Annotated in this window: 14 protein-coding genes; 7 read left to right on the top strand and 7 right to left on the bottom strand. The window is 74.2% G+C overall.

The annotated features are described in order from the left end of the window. Positions 1–22: 22 nt before the first annotated feature. Complete coding sequence (locus ACH414_RS02215; protein ID WP_382534578.1) at positions 23–1,132, bottom strand: sensor histidine kinase; 1,110 nt, start codon at positions 1,130–1,132, stop codon at positions 23–25. 1 nt (position 1,133) lies between these two features. Continuing rightward, positions 1,134–1,856 carry a response regulator transcription factor gene (locus ACH414_RS02210; protein ID WP_382534576.1) on the bottom strand — a complete coding sequence of 241 codons (723 nt, stop codon included), beginning with the start codon at positions 1,854–1,856 and terminating at the stop codon, positions 1,134–1,136. Between the two features lie 133 nt (positions 1,857–1,989). On the opposite strand from ACH414_RS02210, the gene ACH414_RS02205 reads away from it, so the two are divergent. Genes ACH414_RS02205 through ACH414_RS02195 form a run of 3 tightly spaced genes read left to right on the top strand, consistent with a single transcriptional unit; the run spans position 1,990 to position 4,084 of the window. After that, complete coding sequence (locus ACH414_RS02205) at positions 1,990–2,667, top strand: glycosyltransferase family 2 protein (protein WP_382535047.1); 678 nt, start codon at positions 1,990–1,992, stop codon at positions 2,665–2,667. Beyond that, positions 2,664–3,296 carry a DUF2064 domain-containing protein gene (locus tag ACH414_RS02200; RefSeq protein ID WP_386562080.1) on the top strand — a complete coding sequence of 211 codons (633 nt, stop codon included), beginning with the start codon at positions 2,664–2,666 and terminating at the stop codon, positions 3,294–3,296. Before ACH414_RS02205 ends, ACH414_RS02200 begins: the two co-directional genes overlap by 4 nt. Next, positions 3,293–4,084, top strand: coding sequence for a class I SAM-dependent methyltransferase (locus ACH414_RS02195; RefSeq protein ID WP_382534572.1), 792 nt, complete (start codon positions 3,293–3,295; stop codon positions 4,082–4,084). The genes ACH414_RS02200 and ACH414_RS02195 overlap by 4 nt, the downstream gene beginning before the upstream one ends. On the opposite strand, the gene ACH414_RS02190 is transcribed toward ACH414_RS02195, so the two are convergent. Both ACH414_RS02190 and ACH414_RS02185 read right to left on the bottom strand, forming a co-directional pair. Further along, entirely contained in the window at positions 4,002–4,436 is a 435-nt protein-coding gene (locus ACH414_RS02190; protein WP_382534570.1) for a hypothetical protein, read from the bottom strand. The two genes, ACH414_RS02195 and ACH414_RS02190, sit on opposite strands and share 83 nt — an antisense overlap. Next, positions 4,433–5,608: a molybdopterin-dependent oxidoreductase gene (locus tag ACH414_RS02185; protein WP_382534568.1), complete on the bottom strand. Its 1,176-nt coding sequence runs from the start codon at positions 5,606–5,608 to the stop codon at positions 4,433–4,435. The genes ACH414_RS02190 and ACH414_RS02185 overlap by 4 nt, the downstream gene beginning before the upstream one ends. 113 nt (positions 5,609–5,721) lie before the next feature. Here ACH414_RS02185 and ACH414_RS02180 point away from each other — a divergent pair, with 113 nt between their 5' ends. After that, on the top strand, positions 5,722–7,155 hold the full coding sequence (locus tag ACH414_RS02180; RefSeq protein WP_398940590.1) for a glycosyltransferase 87 family protein: 1,434 nt from the start codon (positions 5,722–5,724) through the stop codon (positions 7,153–7,155). An 83-nt stretch (positions 7,156–7,238) separates the two neighbouring features. Continuing rightward, positions 7,239–8,750: a DUF4246 domain-containing protein gene (locus ACH414_RS02175; RefSeq protein ID WP_386562073.1), complete on the top strand. Its 1,512-nt coding sequence runs from the start codon at positions 7,239–7,241 to the stop codon at positions 8,748–8,750. Positions 8,751–8,810: 60 nt separating this feature from the next. Here the strand turns inward: ACH414_RS02175 and ACH414_RS02170 are convergent, their stop codons facing one another. Further along, complete coding sequence (locus ACH414_RS02170) at positions 8,811–9,647, bottom strand: alpha/beta fold hydrolase (protein ID WP_398940589.1); 837 nt, start codon at positions 9,645–9,647, stop codon at positions 8,811–8,813. A gap of 250 nt (positions 9,648–9,897) precedes the next feature. Here ACH414_RS02170 and ACH414_RS02165 point away from each other — a divergent pair, with 250 nt between their 5' ends. Both ACH414_RS02165 and ACH414_RS02160 read left to right on the top strand, forming a co-directional pair. Continuing rightward, positions 9,898–10,869 (top strand): helix-turn-helix domain-containing protein, encoded by a 972-nt coding sequence (locus ACH414_RS02165; RefSeq protein WP_398940588.1) that lies wholly within the window; start codon positions 9,898–9,900, stop codon positions 10,867–10,869. 97 nt (positions 10,870–10,966) lie between these two features. After that, the gene (locus tag ACH414_RS02160; protein WP_382534558.1) at positions 10,967–11,953 is read left to right on the top strand and encodes an alpha/beta hydrolase; all 987 of its coding nucleotides are present in this window, start codon (positions 10,967–10,969) and stop codon (positions 11,951–11,953) included. Here the strand turns inward: ACH414_RS02160 and ACH414_RS02155 are convergent. Together ACH414_RS02155 and ACH414_RS02150 are read right to left on the bottom strand one after the other, a co-directional pair. Further along, the gene (locus tag ACH414_RS02155; protein WP_398940587.1) at positions 11,870–14,230 is read right to left on the bottom strand and encodes an NB-ARC domain-containing protein; all 2,361 of its coding nucleotides are present in this window, start codon (positions 14,228–14,230) and stop codon (positions 11,870–11,872) included. The two genes, ACH414_RS02160 and ACH414_RS02155, sit on opposite strands and share 84 nt — an antisense overlap. 264 nt (positions 14,231–14,494) lie before the next feature. Further along, positions 14,495–15,979 (bottom strand): DHA2 family efflux MFS transporter permease subunit, encoded by a 1,485-nt coding sequence (locus ACH414_RS02150; protein WP_398940586.1) that lies wholly within the window; start codon positions 15,977–15,979, stop codon positions 14,495–14,497. Positions 15,980–16,168 lie beyond the last annotated feature (189 nt).

Genomic DNA, 16,168 nt, shown 5'->3' with positions numbered 1-16,168 from the left:
CGCCGGCAGGGTGCGACCGCCCTCAGCCCGCCGCCGGCAGGGTGACCTCGAAGCGGCAGCCGCCGGGGACGTTGCGGACCTCGGCGCGGCCCGCGTGGGCCTCCACGATGCCGCGCACGATGGCGAGGCCGAGCCCGGCACCGGCCGGCGGCGTGCGGGCCTCGGTCCCGCGCCAGCCGGTGTCGAAGACGCGGGTGAGGTCCTTGTCGGGGATGCCGCCGCAGCCGTCGGTGACCGACAGCACCACGGCGTCCTCGCGGCGTTCGGCCGCGACCGCGACGGTCCCGTCGGCCGGCGTGTGGCGGATCGCGTTGACCAGCAGGTTCGCCAGGACCCGGGTCATCTCCTTGCCGTCCACCTCGACGGGCACGGCCGGGACCTGCTCTCCCACCAGCCGCACCCCGTGCTCGCGGGCGAGCGGGTCGGCGCCGCTCAGGGCGTCGCCGACCAGGTCGTACACCGACATGCGGCTCGGGCTGAGGGTCAGGGCCCCGGCGTGGATGCGGGAGAGTTCGAACAGGTCGGTGACCATGGTGGTCAGCCGCTCGACCTCGGTGCGGATCTGCCGGTGGTAGCGGGCCGGCTCGTCGGCCACGCCGTCCTCCAGGGCCTCCGCCATGGCCCGGAGCCCCGCCAGCGGGGTGCGCAGGTCGTGGGAGATCCAGGCGACGAGCTCGCGGCGCGACGCCTCCAGGGAACGCTCGCGCTTGCGGGACGCGTCGAGCTTGGCGCTGGTCGCCGCCAGTTCACGGCCGAGCGCGGCGAGTTCGGCGGTGGCGGCTCCGTCGGGCGCGGCGAAGCGGCCGCCGTCGCCGAAGTCGCGTGCGGCCCGGGCGAGGGCCCGGCTGCGGGCCACCACCCAGCGGCCCAGGACGAGGGCCGTGCCGAGCGAGACGAGGGCCGCCATCGCCACGACGACGGTCACCACCCACAGGTCGTGCGCGGAGAGGAACATCGCCTGGGCGACGGCGAGCGTCCCGGCGAGCATCGCCGTCACCGTGACGGCCGCGACCACCGTCAGCGACACCGCGACCGAACGGTGTCGTACGAGACGGAGGACGACCGCTCCGGCGAGACCGACGCAGACGGCTCCCGCCAGGGCGAAACCGGCGATCAGCAGGACGTCCTTCATGTCACTCCGCTCCCTTGCGCGGCTCGAAGCGGTATCCGACGCCCCACACGGTCTGGATGAGCCGCGGCCGCGCCGGATCCTCCTCGATCTTGGCGCGCAGCCGCCGCACATGGACGGTGATCGTGGACAGGTCGCCGAAGTCCCAGCCCCACACCCGGCGCATCAGCTCCTCCCTGGTGTGGGCGACGCCGGGCCGCTCCAGGAAGTACGCGAGGAGGTCGAACTCCCGCAGCGTGAGACCGAGTTCGCGGCCGGCTCGGGTGGCCCGGCGGGTCACCGGGTCGACGCTGAGGTCCGCGGCGCGCAGGACCGTCCCGGTGGCCGTCGGGCCGGCCCCGCGGCTGCGGCGCAGCACGGACTCGACGCGCAGCACGAGCTCGCGCGGGCTGAACGGCTTCGTGACGTAGTCGTCCGCGCCCACCTCCAGGCCCGTGATCCGGTCCTCCTCGTCGCCCCGCGCGGTCAGCATGATCACCGGCACCTGTCCGGTCTCCCGCAGCCGCCGACACACCTCCAGACCGTCCAGGCCGGGCAGCATCAGGTCGAGCACGACGAGGTCCGGCCGCCGCTCCCCGGCCCGCAGCAGGGCGTCGGGGCCGTCGGCCGCGTGTTCCACGGTGAACCCGGACCTGCCGAGGTAGCCGGTCACCACCTCGGCCACGGTCGGATCGTCGTCCACCACCAGGATCCGGGCCGGGAGCGGCGGGGCGCTGTGATCGCTCATGCAGCACAGCGTCGCATCCGCCCGCCGGCCGGTCACGGCCACCCGGGGGTACGAGCGTGGACGTTCGCGTTTCGTAAGGAGTGGAGCGGCCCCTGACCGCCCCGCGGTTCCTACGGTGAGGCCTGTGACCTCCATGACCGTAGATGTCGTCCTGCCCTGCCTCGACGAGGCGGCCGCCCTGCCGTGGGTCCTGGCCCGCGTTCCGGCCGGCTGGCGCGCGATCGTCGTCGACAACGGCTCCACCGACGGATCGGCGGCGGTCGCCGCCGCGCTCGGCGCCACCGTCGTGCACGAGCCCCGGCGCGGCTTCGGCGCCGCCTGCCATGCCGGACTGCTCGCCTCCGACGCCGAGTTCGTCTGCTTCTGCGACTGCGACGCCTCGCTGGACCCCGGCCTGCTGCCCGGCCTCGTCGGTGCCGTGGCCGACGGCTCCGCCGACCTGCTGCTGGGCCGCCGGCGGCCCACCGGGCGCGGCGCCTGGCCGGCGCACGCCAGGGCGGGGAACCTGGCCCTCTCCTGGCTGCTGCGTCGACGCACCGGTCTGCGACTGGGCGATCTCGGCCCGATGCGGGCGGCCCGCCGCGAGGCACTGCTCGGCCTCGCTCTCGACGACCGGCGCAGCGGCTACCCGCTGCAGATGGTCGTGCGGGCGGCGGACGCGGGCTGGCGGGTGCGCGAGGTCGACGTCCCGTACCTGCCCCGGACCGGCCGGTCGAAGGTCACCGGCACCTGGAAGGGCACCTGGCAGGCGGTCCACGACATGCGCAAGGTGCTGGACGAGCCGGTGGCGGCGGGCGGTGGATGTCGGTGACCACACTGCTCGTCATCGCCAAGGAGCCCCGGCCCGGCCGGGTGAAGACCCGGCTCACGCCCCCGTTCACCCCGCGGGAAGCCGCCGCGCTCGCCGAGGCATCGCTCGCCGACACGCTCTGCGCCGCCGCGCGCGTCCCCGCGGACCGGCACGTCCTCGTGCTCGACGGGCGGCCCGGCCCGTGGCTGCCCCCGGGGTTCGCGGTCGTCCCCCAGGCGAGGGGTGGACTCGACGTGCGCCTCGCCGCCGCGTTCGCGAGCTGCCGGGGGCCGGCCCTGCTCATCGGCATGGACACTCCGCAGGTCACCCCGGACCTGCTGGCCCCTGCGCTGCGCTGGGTCTCGTACGACGCCTGGTTCGGTCCCGCCGCCGACGGGGGCTTCTGGGCGCTCGGCCTCGCCCGTCCCGCCCCCTCGCTCCTCCTCGGCGTCCCCATGTCCGCTCCCGACACCGGCGCAGTCCAGTACGCCCGGCTGCGGGCGGCCGGACTGCGCGTCGGAGGGCTGCCCGTCCTGCGGGACGTGGACACCGCCCCGGACGCCCGGGAGGTGGCGGCCGCCGCTCCCGGGACCCGTTTCGCGGACCGGTACACCGAACTGACCGGCACGACCACAGGAGCGGGCCGTTGACCACGCCCACCGCCCCGACCACGTCGAGCGCCGCGGCCCCCACGACCGCCGCGACCACCGCCACGGCCGCGGCCTGGCGGGCCGACCCGTACGCCTGGGCCCTGCGCACCGGCAGGGGCCCGCTCTACCTGCGCCGGCACGACGGCTGGCTGCTGCCCCTGGAGATCGAGCGCTGGTGCACGGACCCCGACGGTGCCGACCGCTCCGTACTCGACCGCTGCCGGGGGGCCGTCCTCGACATCGGGTGCGGACCGGGCCGGCTCGTCGCGGCGCTGGCCGTCGAGGGCCGACGCGCCCTGGGGGTCGACGTCAGCCCCGAGGCGGTCGCCCGCACCCTGCGGCTCGGCGGGGCGGCGCTGTGCCGGTCGGTCTTCGAACCGCTGCCCGCCGAGGGGCGCTGGGACACGGCGCTGCTGATCGACGGCAACATGGGGATCGGCGGCGATCCGGCGGCCCTGCTGCGCCGGCTCCGCCAGGTCGTGGCGCCTTCCGGACGCCTCATCGCGGAGTGCGCGCCCGTGGACGTCGACGAGAGCTGCGAGGTACGGGTCGACGACGGCCGCGGCGGCCGCGGCGCGCCGTTCCGCTGGGCGCGGGTCGGCGCGCCCGCCCTGGCCGGGCATGCCCGACGGGCCGGCTGGGACGTCTGCGAACAGTGGACCCTGGAGGGGCGTACGTTCCTTTCGCTCGCCCCTGAGCCGTCCCTCAGCCGTCCGCCGTCGCCCGGCCCTGACGGTGCCCCCTCCCCCGCTCCCGGCCCCGCGCCACGGCGATCGACACGCCGGTGACCACGGCCACGGCCGCCAGGACGATCAGGAGGTTCCGCCCGTACGGCAGGGGCAGCGCCGAGGGGTTGGGCGGCGCTCCCGGCCGGACCAGGAGGGGGAGCGTCACCAGCACCACGCTCCCCGCGACCAGCAACGCCCCCCGCAGCAGGCCCCGTCGGCGGCGTCCGACGAGCAGCAGCCCCACGGCGAGCACGAGGGGGGCGAGGATCCCGTCGTGCAGGACGAGCGCACCCACCAGCCAGGCGAGCACCCCGAGCGGGTCGGGCTCGGCCGCCACCAGCCACGCGCCGAGCCCGACGAGGGCGACGCCCAGCGCTCCCAGTGCGTGGCGCAGCACGGTCACCGTCCTCACAGCACCTCCAGCCGGTGCACCCACTTGGTCTGCAGGACCCCTGGCCGGCCGGGGGCGATGATCCGCGCCGGAAAGCCGTGGTCGAGCGTGAGCGGCTGCCCGTTGAGGGTGAGGGCGAGGAGGGTGAGCGGATCGTCCGCGTACTCCGCGCCCATCTCCATCACCCGGTAGGCGCCGCTCGCCTCCAGCGACGTCACCCGCAGGCCGTCCCGGCCCGGCCGGCCGCCGGCCCGCGCCACCAGGTCCCGGAGGCGTACCCCGCCCCAGTCGGCGTCGACGCTCCAGCCCTCGACGCAGGCGATCGGCAGCCGGGCTCCGGCCTGGGGCAGTGCCCTCAGGGCGCCGAGGGTCAGGCCGTAGGGGCGGGGCCCGGCGACCTGCAGCCGCCAGCCCGCCAGGCCGCGCGCCGTCACGCCGGCCGCGGCGGCGGTCCGGTTCACGGGCAGTCCCTGGGGGCCGTGGTCGGGGTGCCGGGGCGCGAGCAGGTCGAGTGCCTTCAGGGGCGTGAAGGACTGGCCGACGGTCGTCAGGGTCACCACGCCGACGGCGCCGCCGGTGGCGAGGAGCAGCGAGCGGCGGTCGACCGCGTCCTGGGCCGGCAGGGCGCGGGTCCCCGCCGATCGGCGACTCCAATGGTCCCTGATCTCAGGGGTCTTGACGGCGATGTGCAGCAGGATCGAGCCGGTCGCCACCCAGGCGACGGCGAAGTGGACGGGGACGAAGGCGAAGGGCCACGGGTACCACTCGACGATGTTGAGCAGCCCCGTGAACACCTCGAAGACGGCCGAGGCCACGAGGACGGCGACGGACAGGCGCTCCAGGGCGTGACGCCCGGACCGCAGCGGAGGCCACACGAACAACCGCGGGTACACCGCCCACAGTTTGACGAGGAGCAGCACGATCGCCGCGAGGCCCGTGGCGACGTGGAGGCCCTGGGTGAACGCGTAGCCCCACACCGGCCGGACGGGCAGATGGTCGGCCAGCAGGTCCGGCGGGTGCTGGAGGTAGTGGCTGACGAGCCCGGTGACGAGGCAGACGGCGAAGGCCGCGCCGAGCCACCGGCCGACGGAGGTCGCGGTTCTTGCGTCGTGGAGGCGCCCGTCGAACGCCGGTGGCCGGACGGGCGGAGGCCGGAACGCGGGGCGCGGCAGCCGGGGGATGCGGAACGTCATGCCGTCCATGACACCGCCGCGGGCGGCGGCGTGGGCGGTCCGACACCTTACGAAACCCGAACGCCCCGCCGGGTCTCCTCCGCCGCCGCCGTGCCCGCTGCCAGTCTGCGCCCATGACCCGCGACCGCCGTCCCCCGCTCCCCGTCGTCGTCACCGCGCTCCTGCTGGCGCTCCTGGCCGCCTCGCTGACCCTCCTGCTCCGCGCGGCCGCGCCGGGGGCCGGCTTCCTGGCCGGGTACGCGGGGACGTGGGCGGTGTTCGCGGCGGCCGTGGTGGCGCTGCGTCACGTCCCGCGCCGGTTCGTCGTCCCGCTCGTCCTGGCCGGGGCGGTCGCGGTGACGGCGGCGGGCCTGGTGGCGGCCCCGCGGACGAGCACGGACTCGTACCGTTACGCGTGGGACGGCCGGGTCCAGGCGTCCGGCGTCTCCCCGTACGACCACGCGCCCGCGGACCCGGCGCTCGCCGGGCTGAGGGACGACTGGCTCTTCCCCCGCGCCGCGGTCTGCGAGCGGGACGGCACCGCCCTCGCGCCGCTCGGCGACGGCGGCTGCACCCGCATCAACAGGCCGGCCGTACACACGATCTACCCTCCGGTGGCCGAGGGCTGGTTCCTCCTCGTGCACGCCCTTTCCCCGGACGGCGTCCGCCACAAGGGGCTCCAGGCGGGCTCGGCCGTCCTCGCCCTGGCCGTCACGGGCCTCCTGCTCGGCGTGCTGCGCCGGCGAGGGGATCCGCGCCGGGCCGCCCTCTGGGCGTGGTGCCCCGCGGTCCCCGTCGAGGCGGTCGACAACGCCCACGTCGACGTCCTGGCCGTGCTCCTGTCGGTCGGCGCGCTCGCCCTGGTGGCGCGCCGCCGCCACGTCGCGGGCGGGGTGCTGCTCGGTCTGGCCGTCGCCGCGAAGCTGCTGCCCGCCGTGCTCCTGCCCGGCGCGCTGTCCGGGATCCGGCGCCCCCGTACGGTCGCGGCCGTCGCGCTGACGGCAGCGGGGACGGTGGCGCTGACGTACCTGCCGTACGTCCTGCTCTCCGACGGCTCGGTCCTGGGCTATCTGAGCGGGTACGCCCGGGAGGAGGGCTACGACGACGCGGCCGCGGGCGGCCGTTACGCCCTGCTGCGCCTCGTGCTGCCGGACGCGTGGGCGCCGCCAGTGGCGCTGCTCGCCCTCGCGGCGGTGTCGGCGGCGGTGTGGTGGCGCGGCGACCCCGAACGCCCCTGGCACGGCGCCCTGTCGACCACGGGCACGGCCTTCCTGCTGCTGACGCCCGGCTACTCCTGGTACGCGCTGCTGCTCATCGCGCTCGTCGCCCTGGACGGGCGCTGGGAGTGGCTCGGCGTGGCCCTGGCCGGCGCGGTGGCCTACCTCGCCGGCCCGGTCACCGGCACCGCCGGGGTGACCGCCGCGTACGGGGCGGCGGGGGGCCTGGTGTGCGCGACCTGGTGGGTGGTCGGACGCGGGCGGCACGTCGCGGGGACCGGTGCGTGGCCCGCGGCGCGGTGGTGCCGTCCCCCGGCGTGGGGCAGGCGGCGGCGCGGCTGCTCGGAGTGAGTGCGGGACCCTGCGCCGTCGGTGCTGTCAGTGGGCTCGCATATTCTTCCGGGCACCGACACCGACTGTGAGGACCAAGAGAATTGACCGGCCTGGCTGCTTTCCCGCTCCCCTTTCAATCGTCCCGTTCCCTCTCGTACGCGACGCCCCGGACGCTGCGGGAGCTGGAGATGATGGAGTGCAGCGCCCACATACGGGCGAAGCCGGGATGGTTCGACAAGATGCACGACACCGGGATCGTCGCCCGGTGGACCCAGGAGGCGCTCGCCCAGGGTCTCACCGAGGCGCAGGTGCGGTACGTCCTTGACGAACTCGCCCACTACGCCGCGCTGCGGGACGCCCGGACCGGCGTCGAGGTGTCCGCGGTCGACGGGGTGTGGCAGTCGGACACCCTCGTCGACGAGAAGCTGAGGACCCGGCTGCGCGAGGCGGTCCGGGTCCTGGAGGAGGTTCCCGACGAGGAGAAGGACTGGCACCCCGGTTCCGACGGGCAGGTCCTCGATCTGGTGCATCCCTCGCTGTTCTGCCTGGTGAGAGACGTCAGCGGAGCGCCCGAGAGCGCGTGGCGGAACCCGACGGACCGCTACTCGAAGCACGAGTTCTCGGAGAGGTTCCAGTGGCTGCCCACGGACGTCGAGATCGGTGAGGACGGCGAGGTCGCCCTCCGTTCGTACGTCAACAACGTGCATCCGGAGACCCATCACGAGCTGACCGCGGTCCTCCCTGACCTGATCGCCCGTATGCGCCCGCTCTGGGAGAACGTGCTCACCGATCTGCGCCATCCCCGGCCGCTGCGGATCGAGGCCGATCCCTTCGGGTGGTACGAGGCCACGGAGCCGCGGTATCCGGACAGGTCCGACTACAGCGACGACGCGGCCTTCCACGAGGCCCGCGACGCGTGGTCGGAGGCCCACGACGCCTGGTGGGAGAACCGCTCCCCGGTCGTCCCGGACGCCCCGGCCTTCACCCGGCCCGAGCTGCCCGACGCCGCCTCCCGCGTCGATCTGCGCGGTCGCCGCCTCCAGGTCATCGTGAAGCTGGCCACCATCCACCTCACCCCCGAGAAGCCCGAGTACGCCGGCGGTTCCTGGCATGTCGAGGGGATGGTGAACGAGCGGATCGTCTCGACCGGCATCTACTACTGGGACAGCGAGAACATCACCGAGAGCCGGCTGAGCTTCCGCACCGCCCTCGACGACCCGGAGTACGAGCAGAGCGACGACGACGGGATGCGCGAGGTCTACGGCCTGGAGAACGAGGACGCGCTGAACCAGGTGCTGGGATCGGCTTCGACCCCGGCGGGCCGCTGCCTGGCGTTTCCGAACATACTCCAGCACCGCGTCGGTTCGTTCCGCCTCGCGGACCCGACCCGGCCGGGCCATCGCAAGATCCTGGCGTTCTTCCTGGTCGACCCGTCGGAGCCCATCGTCTCGACCTCCGACGTGCCCCCGCAGCAGCCCTGGTCCGCGACCTCGACCATGACGCTCGACCAGGCCAAGGAGTACCGCGAGCAGCTCATGCAGGAGCGCAAGTTCTTCGTCGACGAGCACAACGAGCAGCTCTACGAGCGGGAGTTCTCCCTCTGCGAGCACTGACGCCCGCCGGAGGGCGAAGGACGGGCCGCCCCGCGCGCGGGGCGGCCCCTGCCCGGTGGGCTACTTCGCCAGGAAGGCGAGGAGGGCGGTGTTGACCTCCTCGGCGTGCGTCCACAGCAGGCCGTGCGGAGCGCCCTCGATCTCGACGTACTCGGCCGAGGGGAGCGCCTTGCGGAAGGGGCGCGCGGTGCCGTCGGCGGGCAGGATGCGGTCGGCGGTGCCGTGCAGGATCAGGGCGGGGACGTCGACGGCGGGGATGTCGGCACGGAAGTCGGTGTACCAGGTCGACGGCGCGGCGGACGCGGCGAAGGAGCCGCCGCGGGCGGCGGTGTTACAGCTGCTGCGGACCGCCTCCTCGCTGATCCGGCTGCCCAGGTTCTCGTCGAGGTTGTAGAAGTCGTTGAAGAAGGCGGTGTAGTAGGCGTAGCGGTCGGCCTTCACGTCGGCCACGATCCCGTCGAAGAACTCCTTGGGGGCGACGCCGTCCGGGTTGTCGTCGCTCTTGAGCAGGCACGGCTCCAGCGAGGCCAGGAAGGCCACCTTGGCGATGCGCTCGGAGCCGTACCGGGAGACGTAGCGGGCGACCTCGCCGGTGCCCATCGAGAAGCCGACGAGAACGGCGTCCCTCAGGTCCAGGGTCTCCAGGACCGTGTTCAGATCGGCCGCGAAGGTGTCGTAGTCATAGCCGGTCGTCGGCTGCGAGGACTGCCCGAAACCGCGGCGGTCGTACGTGACCACGCGGTAGCCCGCGTCGAGCAGCGCGGCGCTCTGACGCTCCCAGGAGTGCCCGTCGAGCGGGAAGCCGTGGATGAGGACGACCGGCTGCCCGGCCCCCTGGTCCTCGTAGTAGAGGTCGATGGCGGTGGTGTTCTCCTGGCCCACGGTGATGTACGGCACGGTGCTTCTCCTCGGTGCGAAGGGGCTGTCCCGGGCCTCGGTGCGGCGACGGAACACCGTCACGCTACGGCGGGGCCGCGGCCGTCTGTTGTCACGCCACGCACCACGCCTTGCCCCTCAGTGCAGTGTCCGGCGCCGGCCTCGGACCGCCGGCGCTGCTGCGTTCCTGCCTGTGGTTCTGCCTGGTGACCGGTGCCCCGCGCTGCTTGGCTTCTGGATGCGGAGCCACTTCCCCTGAGCGGAGAGCAGATTGAGCCTGGTGTTGACGACCGCCTCCGTTCCGGACCGGGACAAGGTCGCGTACTGGAACGACGCGGTGAGCAGGGCGCTGGTGCCGATGACGGTCGCCCCTCGGGAGGACGGGCCCTTCGACGGCCGGATCTCCAGCGCCCGCCTCGGATATCTCCAGGTCTCCACCGTCGAGGCCGACGCGGAGCGGGCCAGCCGCACACCGGCGCTGATCGCCAGGTCGTCCGAGCCGCTGGTGGCGGTCGGGGTCCAGGTGTCCGGCACGGCCACCTTCGTCCAGGAGGGCAGGCGGGCCGAGGTGGGTGCGGGCGACCTGGTGGTGTACGACACGAACCGGCCGTACACCTTCGACTATCCGCGGCGGTTCGCCACGCACGTCTTCCAGCTGCCGCGGCGCGCCCTGGGCGTGCCGGACGGCGACATCCGGCGGGTCGCCGGCGACGCCATCGGCACCGGCGACGGCTTCGGCGCGATGCTGTCGCCGTTCCTGACCGCGCTGGCCTCCTCGCCGACCGGCGCCTATCCGCCGGCCGTCGCGAACCGGCTGGCCGGCCATGTCGTCGACCTGCTCGCCACCCTGATCACGGAACGGGCCCACGCGGGCGGCACGGAGGCGGACGCGCGGAGCCATCTGATGCGGCGCGTGCTCGACCACATCAACCGGAACCTGGGCGACCCCGAGATGTCCCCGGAGGGCATCGCCCGGGAGCACCGGATCTCGGTCCGGTACCTCCACCGTCTGTTCGAGGGCGAGGGGACCACCGTCGGCAGGTTCATCCGGCAGCGGCGGCTGGAGGAGTGCGGCCGCGAGCTGGCCCGCCGGGGCCGCACCGCCCCCACGGTGTCCGCCGTGGCCCAGCGGTGGGGCTTCGTCAGTCCCGCCCACTTCAGCCGGACGTTCCGCGCGGCGTACGGCGTCTCTCCTCGGGAGTGGCGTGATCTGCGCACCTCGCAGGACGGGCCGAGGGGCTGACCCCCGGCCGTACCTCGGGTAAGGTCCCCGCTCGGCCGGGAATCCGGCGCACCGACCCGTTTTTCGCTTCAGGCCCTCTCCCGGCAGGAGACCGTGAGTGACCGACCTCGCTCCTTCGTCCGCCGGCCAGCCGGTCCTGGACCATCCCACCCGGGCTTTCGTGGCCCGGCACAGCTGCCCGCCCTCGGCTCAGGACCCGGATCTGCGACGCGCGCGACTGTCCCTCGCGCGGCTGCAGGGCGAGGACTCCGCCGACGAGGAGGCCACCACCACGGAGTGGTTGGCCCTTCCGGGCGGCCCGACCGGCCATGTGCGGGTGCAGGTGGTCAGGCCCGCCGACAGCGTCGGCGAGCTGCCCGTGGTGCTGTTCCTGCACGGTCTCGGCTGGGCGCTGGGCGACGCCGGAACCCATCGGCGCCTGGTGCGCGCCTTCGCCCTCGGCGCCGACGCCGCCGTGGTCTTCGTGGAGTACGAGCGGGCCCCCGAGGCCCGCTACCCGGTCGCCGTCGAGCAGTGCTACGCGGTCGCGCGGTGGATCTGCGAGCGGGGCTCCGACATCGGTCTGGACGGCAGCCGGATGGCCGCCGTGGGCGATTCGGCGGGCGGCAACCTGGTGGCGGCGCTGACCCTCCTCGCGAAGGAGCGCGGAGGGGTGCGGCTGCTGCAGCAGGTGCTGCTGTGCCCGGTCACCGACGCCGGCTGCGACACACCGTCCTACCGGGAGTTCGCCAGCGGCTACTTCCTCGACGGCGCGACCATGCGCTGGTTCTGGGACCAGTACCTGCCGGACGTACGGCAGCGGCGGCAGGCCACCGCGTCACCGCTGCGCGCCTCGCTGGCTCAGCTCGCCGGCCTCCCCCCGGCGCTGGTGGTGACGAGCGAGGCCGACGTGGTGCGCGACGAGGGCGAGGCGTACGCCACGAAGCTCCGGGCGGCCGGGGTGCCGGTGGTGTCCATGCGCTATCACGGCACCGTCCACGGCTTCATGGTGCTCGATCCGCTACGCGACACCGACTCCGCCCGCGCCGCGCTCGTCCAGGCCCTCGACACCGTGCACGTCGCCCTGCACCGGCACCGTGGCTGAGTCCTCCGCGGCCGGCGCCGCCCCCTTGGCGAGCGTGTCCAGGAGTTGCCGCGCGGTCTTCAGGTCCCTGTCGTCGGCCGCGTCGCCGAGGGCGAGGACCTGCTGAAGGCAGTAGCGGGCCTCCTCCGTCTCGCCCAGTTCGACGAGGGCCTCTCCCAGGTGCCGTAGCTGTTCGGCCTCCCGGTGGACGATGCCGATGCGGCTCGACCGGACCTGGGCGTCGCGGAAGTGGTCGGCGGCCTCGCGCCACCGGCCCAGGTCGGCGTAGGCGTGGCCGAGCCCCTGGATCGTGTGGGTGCGGAAGATGTCGGCGACGTGACCGCTCACCGGGCAGCCCGGCGAGTCGAGGAAGGCGATGACGCGCTGGTACTGGGTCAGGGCGTCGTCGGCGCGGCCGAGCATCCGCAGGGAGCTGCCGAAGAGGCGCATGGCCTGGGGCCAGACCTCGTAGTAGGCGGCGTCCTCGGACAGGTCGATGGCGGCCCGGGTCCGCTTCGCGACCTGCCGGGCGTCGCCGAGTTCCCAGTACGCGCTGGCTCCGAGCACCAGCGCCGAGACCTGCTGGTGGATGTCGCCCGCGCGACGGGCCTGTTCGAGGCCTTCGTCGGCCCGCACGACGGCCTCCTGGTGCCGTTTCTCGCAGTTGACCAGGGCCCAGGAGAGACAGTTGAGGTGGAACGCCCGGAGGTAGGGGTCGCCGAGCGCGGCGGCGGCCTCGGCCGCGAGCCCGAAGACCTCGGGCCAGTGCCCCCAGTGGACCGACAGGTCGCAGAACCATTCCATGGCGTGGGCGGTCTCCACGACCTGGGTGTGCTGCCCGCGCTGCGCGGCGCCGCGCAGCGCGGCGAGCCAGGAGGGGGCTTCGCTCTCGAGCCAGGCGCGTGCCTGGTCGGCGGTCTCCAGCGGGACCAGGCCCTTCCAGGAGGGCGGTGGCGCGCCGTACTTCGGCTGGTACCAGCGGCCGGCGACCCTGGCGGTCTCCAGCAGCCAGGCGCGCAGCCGCTCGTCGGCCGCCTCCCGCTCGGCGGGCTCCTCCTCCTCGAACAGCCGGGAGCGGGCGAACAGGCGGATGAGGTCGTGGAGTTGGTAGCGGCCGGTGAAGGTGGCCTGCAGGAGTCCGGCCTCGACGAGTTCCTTGACCACGTCCTCGGCGTCGAAGACTCCGGTGGCGGTGAGGGCGGCGCCGTAGGCGGCGGTCATGTCCGGTCCCGGGACCAGGCTCAGCAGCCGCAGCATCCGCGCGGCCTGGGTGGTGAGTTGGCGGTAGGACAGCTCGAAGGCCGCCTCGACCCGCACGTCGCCGGCGGTGAGCGCGCCGAGCCGGCGCTCCTCGTCGGCCAGCCGCCGGACCAGGTGCCCGACGCTCCACCCGGAGCGGACCGTCAGCCAGTTTCCCGCCACCCGCAGGGCCAGCGGCAGCCGTCCGCACAGCTCGGCGACCCGCGCCACGGCCTCGGCCTCCGCGTCCGCCCGTTCCTCGCCCAGGATCCGCCGCAGCAGATCGACCGCCTCGTCCTGTGCCATCGCGCAGAGCACCAGGCGGCTGACGTCCTCGAGACCGGTCAGGGGCCGGCGGCTGGTGACCAGCACCAGACTGCGCCCGCCCTCGGGCAGCAGCGTCCGGACCTGCCCCTCGTCGCGGGCGTTGTCCAGCACGACCAGGCACCGGCGCTCGGCGAGCAGCGCCCGCAGCAGACCCGCCCGGCCGGAGGCGTCCTCCTGCGCCAGCCTGCGGTCCGACACCCTGAGGGCCCTCAGCAGCTTGACCAGTGCGTCGCCGGTGTCCACGGGCCCGTCCACGCCGTGGAGGTCGACCACGAAGGACCCGTCGGGGAACTCCCCCGCCAGATCCGCCGCCGCCTTCAGCGCCAGCGTCGTCTTCCCGCACCCCGGCGGGCCCGAGACGACCCAGACCGGAGCCGCACCGCCGGCCGCGACCCCTTCGGCGGCCGCCCGCAGGAGCGTCAGTTCCCGTTCGCGGCCCGTGAAGTCGCCCACCGTACGCGGCGGGACGACCGTCCCCGCGACCGCGACCGCGCGCGTCGGACGCGCCGTCCCGGCCACGGCGAGCAGCGCCTCGCGCTCCGCGTCCCCGAGCCGGAGTCCCTCGGCCAGGGCCACCACCGTGCGCCGCTGCGGAACCCGGCTCCGTCCGCGCTCCATGTCGCCGATGGCCCGGACGCTCACCCCGGACGCCTCGGACAGCTCCTCCATCGTCAATCGGACGCGCCGGCGCAGACCACGCAGAACGACACCGAACGACTGCTCCCCGAACACAACCCCTCTTTCCTCCCCGCCCCAGGAAAGGATACGGCGTGCATGTCCCTGCAAAGTCGCTGGTGAGAAGCCTGATCGCCGTTTCGGGGAGGGCAGGCGGCGGGGTGGCGGGCGCCCTCGCCGCTCGCCGGAAAGGGCACCGACGGCATCACCGTGACCGGCGACCGCACGCTCCCGTCGCGGCTGCTCGCGGTGCTCGAACCCCTGGAGCCGGAGTTCCCGATCGTGACCCCGTGAGCACCGCCGGGCCGAGGTACCGGGGCGTCAGGAGGGTGCGTGGGCGGCCTCGTCCGTCGGGGCGCCCTCCTCGCCCTTCGCCTCCGGCGGAGCGGGCGGGGTGCGGACCAGCAGCGCGAGCCCGACGGCCAGGACGCCCAGCACGGCGCTGATCCCGAATCCCCATCGCACGCCGGTGGCCAGGGCCCCGGTGGCGTCGTGGCCCTCGGCAGCCGCCGTGGCCGCGCGGCCCGACATGACGCTGATGACCAGGGCGGTGCCGACGGCGGCCGAGACCTGCTGGAGCGAGCCGAGGATGGCGGAGCCGTGCGCGTAGAGGTGCGGCGGCAGTACGGACAGGCCCGAGGTGAAGACCGGAGTGAAGACGAAGGCCATGCCCGCGCTCAGCGCCACGTGGAGGGCGAGCACCAGCCACGGCGAGGTCTGTTCGCCGGCGAGGGCGAACAGCGCGAGGCAGAGCGCGGTGAGCACGGCTCCGGGCACGACCAGGCGCGGCGCGCCGAACCTGTCGTAGAGCTTGCCGACCTGCGGACCGAGCAGGCCCATGGTGAGGCCGCCGGGGATGAGGAGCAGGCCGGTCTGCAGGGAGCTCAGGCCGCACACCTCCTGCAGATAGATCGGCAGCAGGATGAAGGCGCCCATCAGGCCCATGAAGGACACGCACATCAGGCCCAGCGCCACGGCGAAGTGACGGAAGGTCAGGGCCCGCAGGTCGAGGAGCGGGGTGGAGGAACGCTGGAGCGCCAGCTGCCGCCAGACGAACAGGCCGACCAGGACGGCGCCGACCAGCGCCGTGGCCGCCGGGGGAACGGGCGCGTGGGAGGCCTTGCCCGCGCCGAGTTCGCTCAGGCCGTAGACCAGGGCGCCGAAGCCCGCCGCCGCCAGGGGAACGGAGAGCCAGTCGATCGGGCCGGCCACCGGCTCGCCGGTGTCGACCAGCTTGCGCCGGCCGAACAGGGCCATGGCCACGCCGATGGGCAGCACGGCCAGGAACAGCAGGCGCCACGTCCCCAGTTGCAGCAGCACGCCGGAGACCGCGGGGCCGAGGGCGGGTGCGACGGAGATGACGAGGGTGACGTTGCCCATGACCCGGCCGCGGTCCTGCGGGGGGACGAGCGTCATCAGGGTGGTCATGAGCAGCGGCATCATGACGGCCGTGCCGCCGGCCTGGATGACCCGGGCGGCCAGCAGGACGGGGAAGGCGGGCGCGGCCGCGGCCAGCGCCGTGCCGGCCAGGAACAGCGACATGGCCAGGCCGAAGGCGGTCCGTGTCGTCACGCGCTGGAGGAACCAGCCCGTCACCGGGATGACGACGGCCATGGTGAGCATGAAGGACGTGGACAGCCACCCGGCGGCTGCCGCGCTGACCTCGAACTCGCGCATCAGACGCGGGATCGCGTTGACCATGATCGTCTCGTTGAGGAGGACCACGAAGGTGGACAGCACGAGGATCCGCAGCACGACGGTGACGCGTGCGGGGGAAAGGGGCGGTGTTGCGTGGGGAGCGAGCATGGTGCCTTCCGTCAGGTGAGTGTCCTCCGCACGGGGGCGGGTCACTCTGACAGACCGCGGTGCCGGGAAGAACTCATCGGTTCGTCCGATCCTGCCGGTCCCGCCGCCCGGACTCAAACGATTTTGCGGATCGGGCGCACGCTTCTTGACGGGGTGTTTCCGGCCATGGGAGAAAGCGCTTGCTCCCCG

The sequence above is a fragment of the Streptomyces sp. NPDC020422 genome (genome assembly GCF_044386705.1).
Lineage (GTDB): Bacteria > Actinomycetota > Actinomycetes > Streptomycetales > Streptomycetaceae > Streptomyces.
Note: the sequence above shows the minus strand (reverse complement) of the source record. Positions and strands in the feature narration are given on the sequence as shown.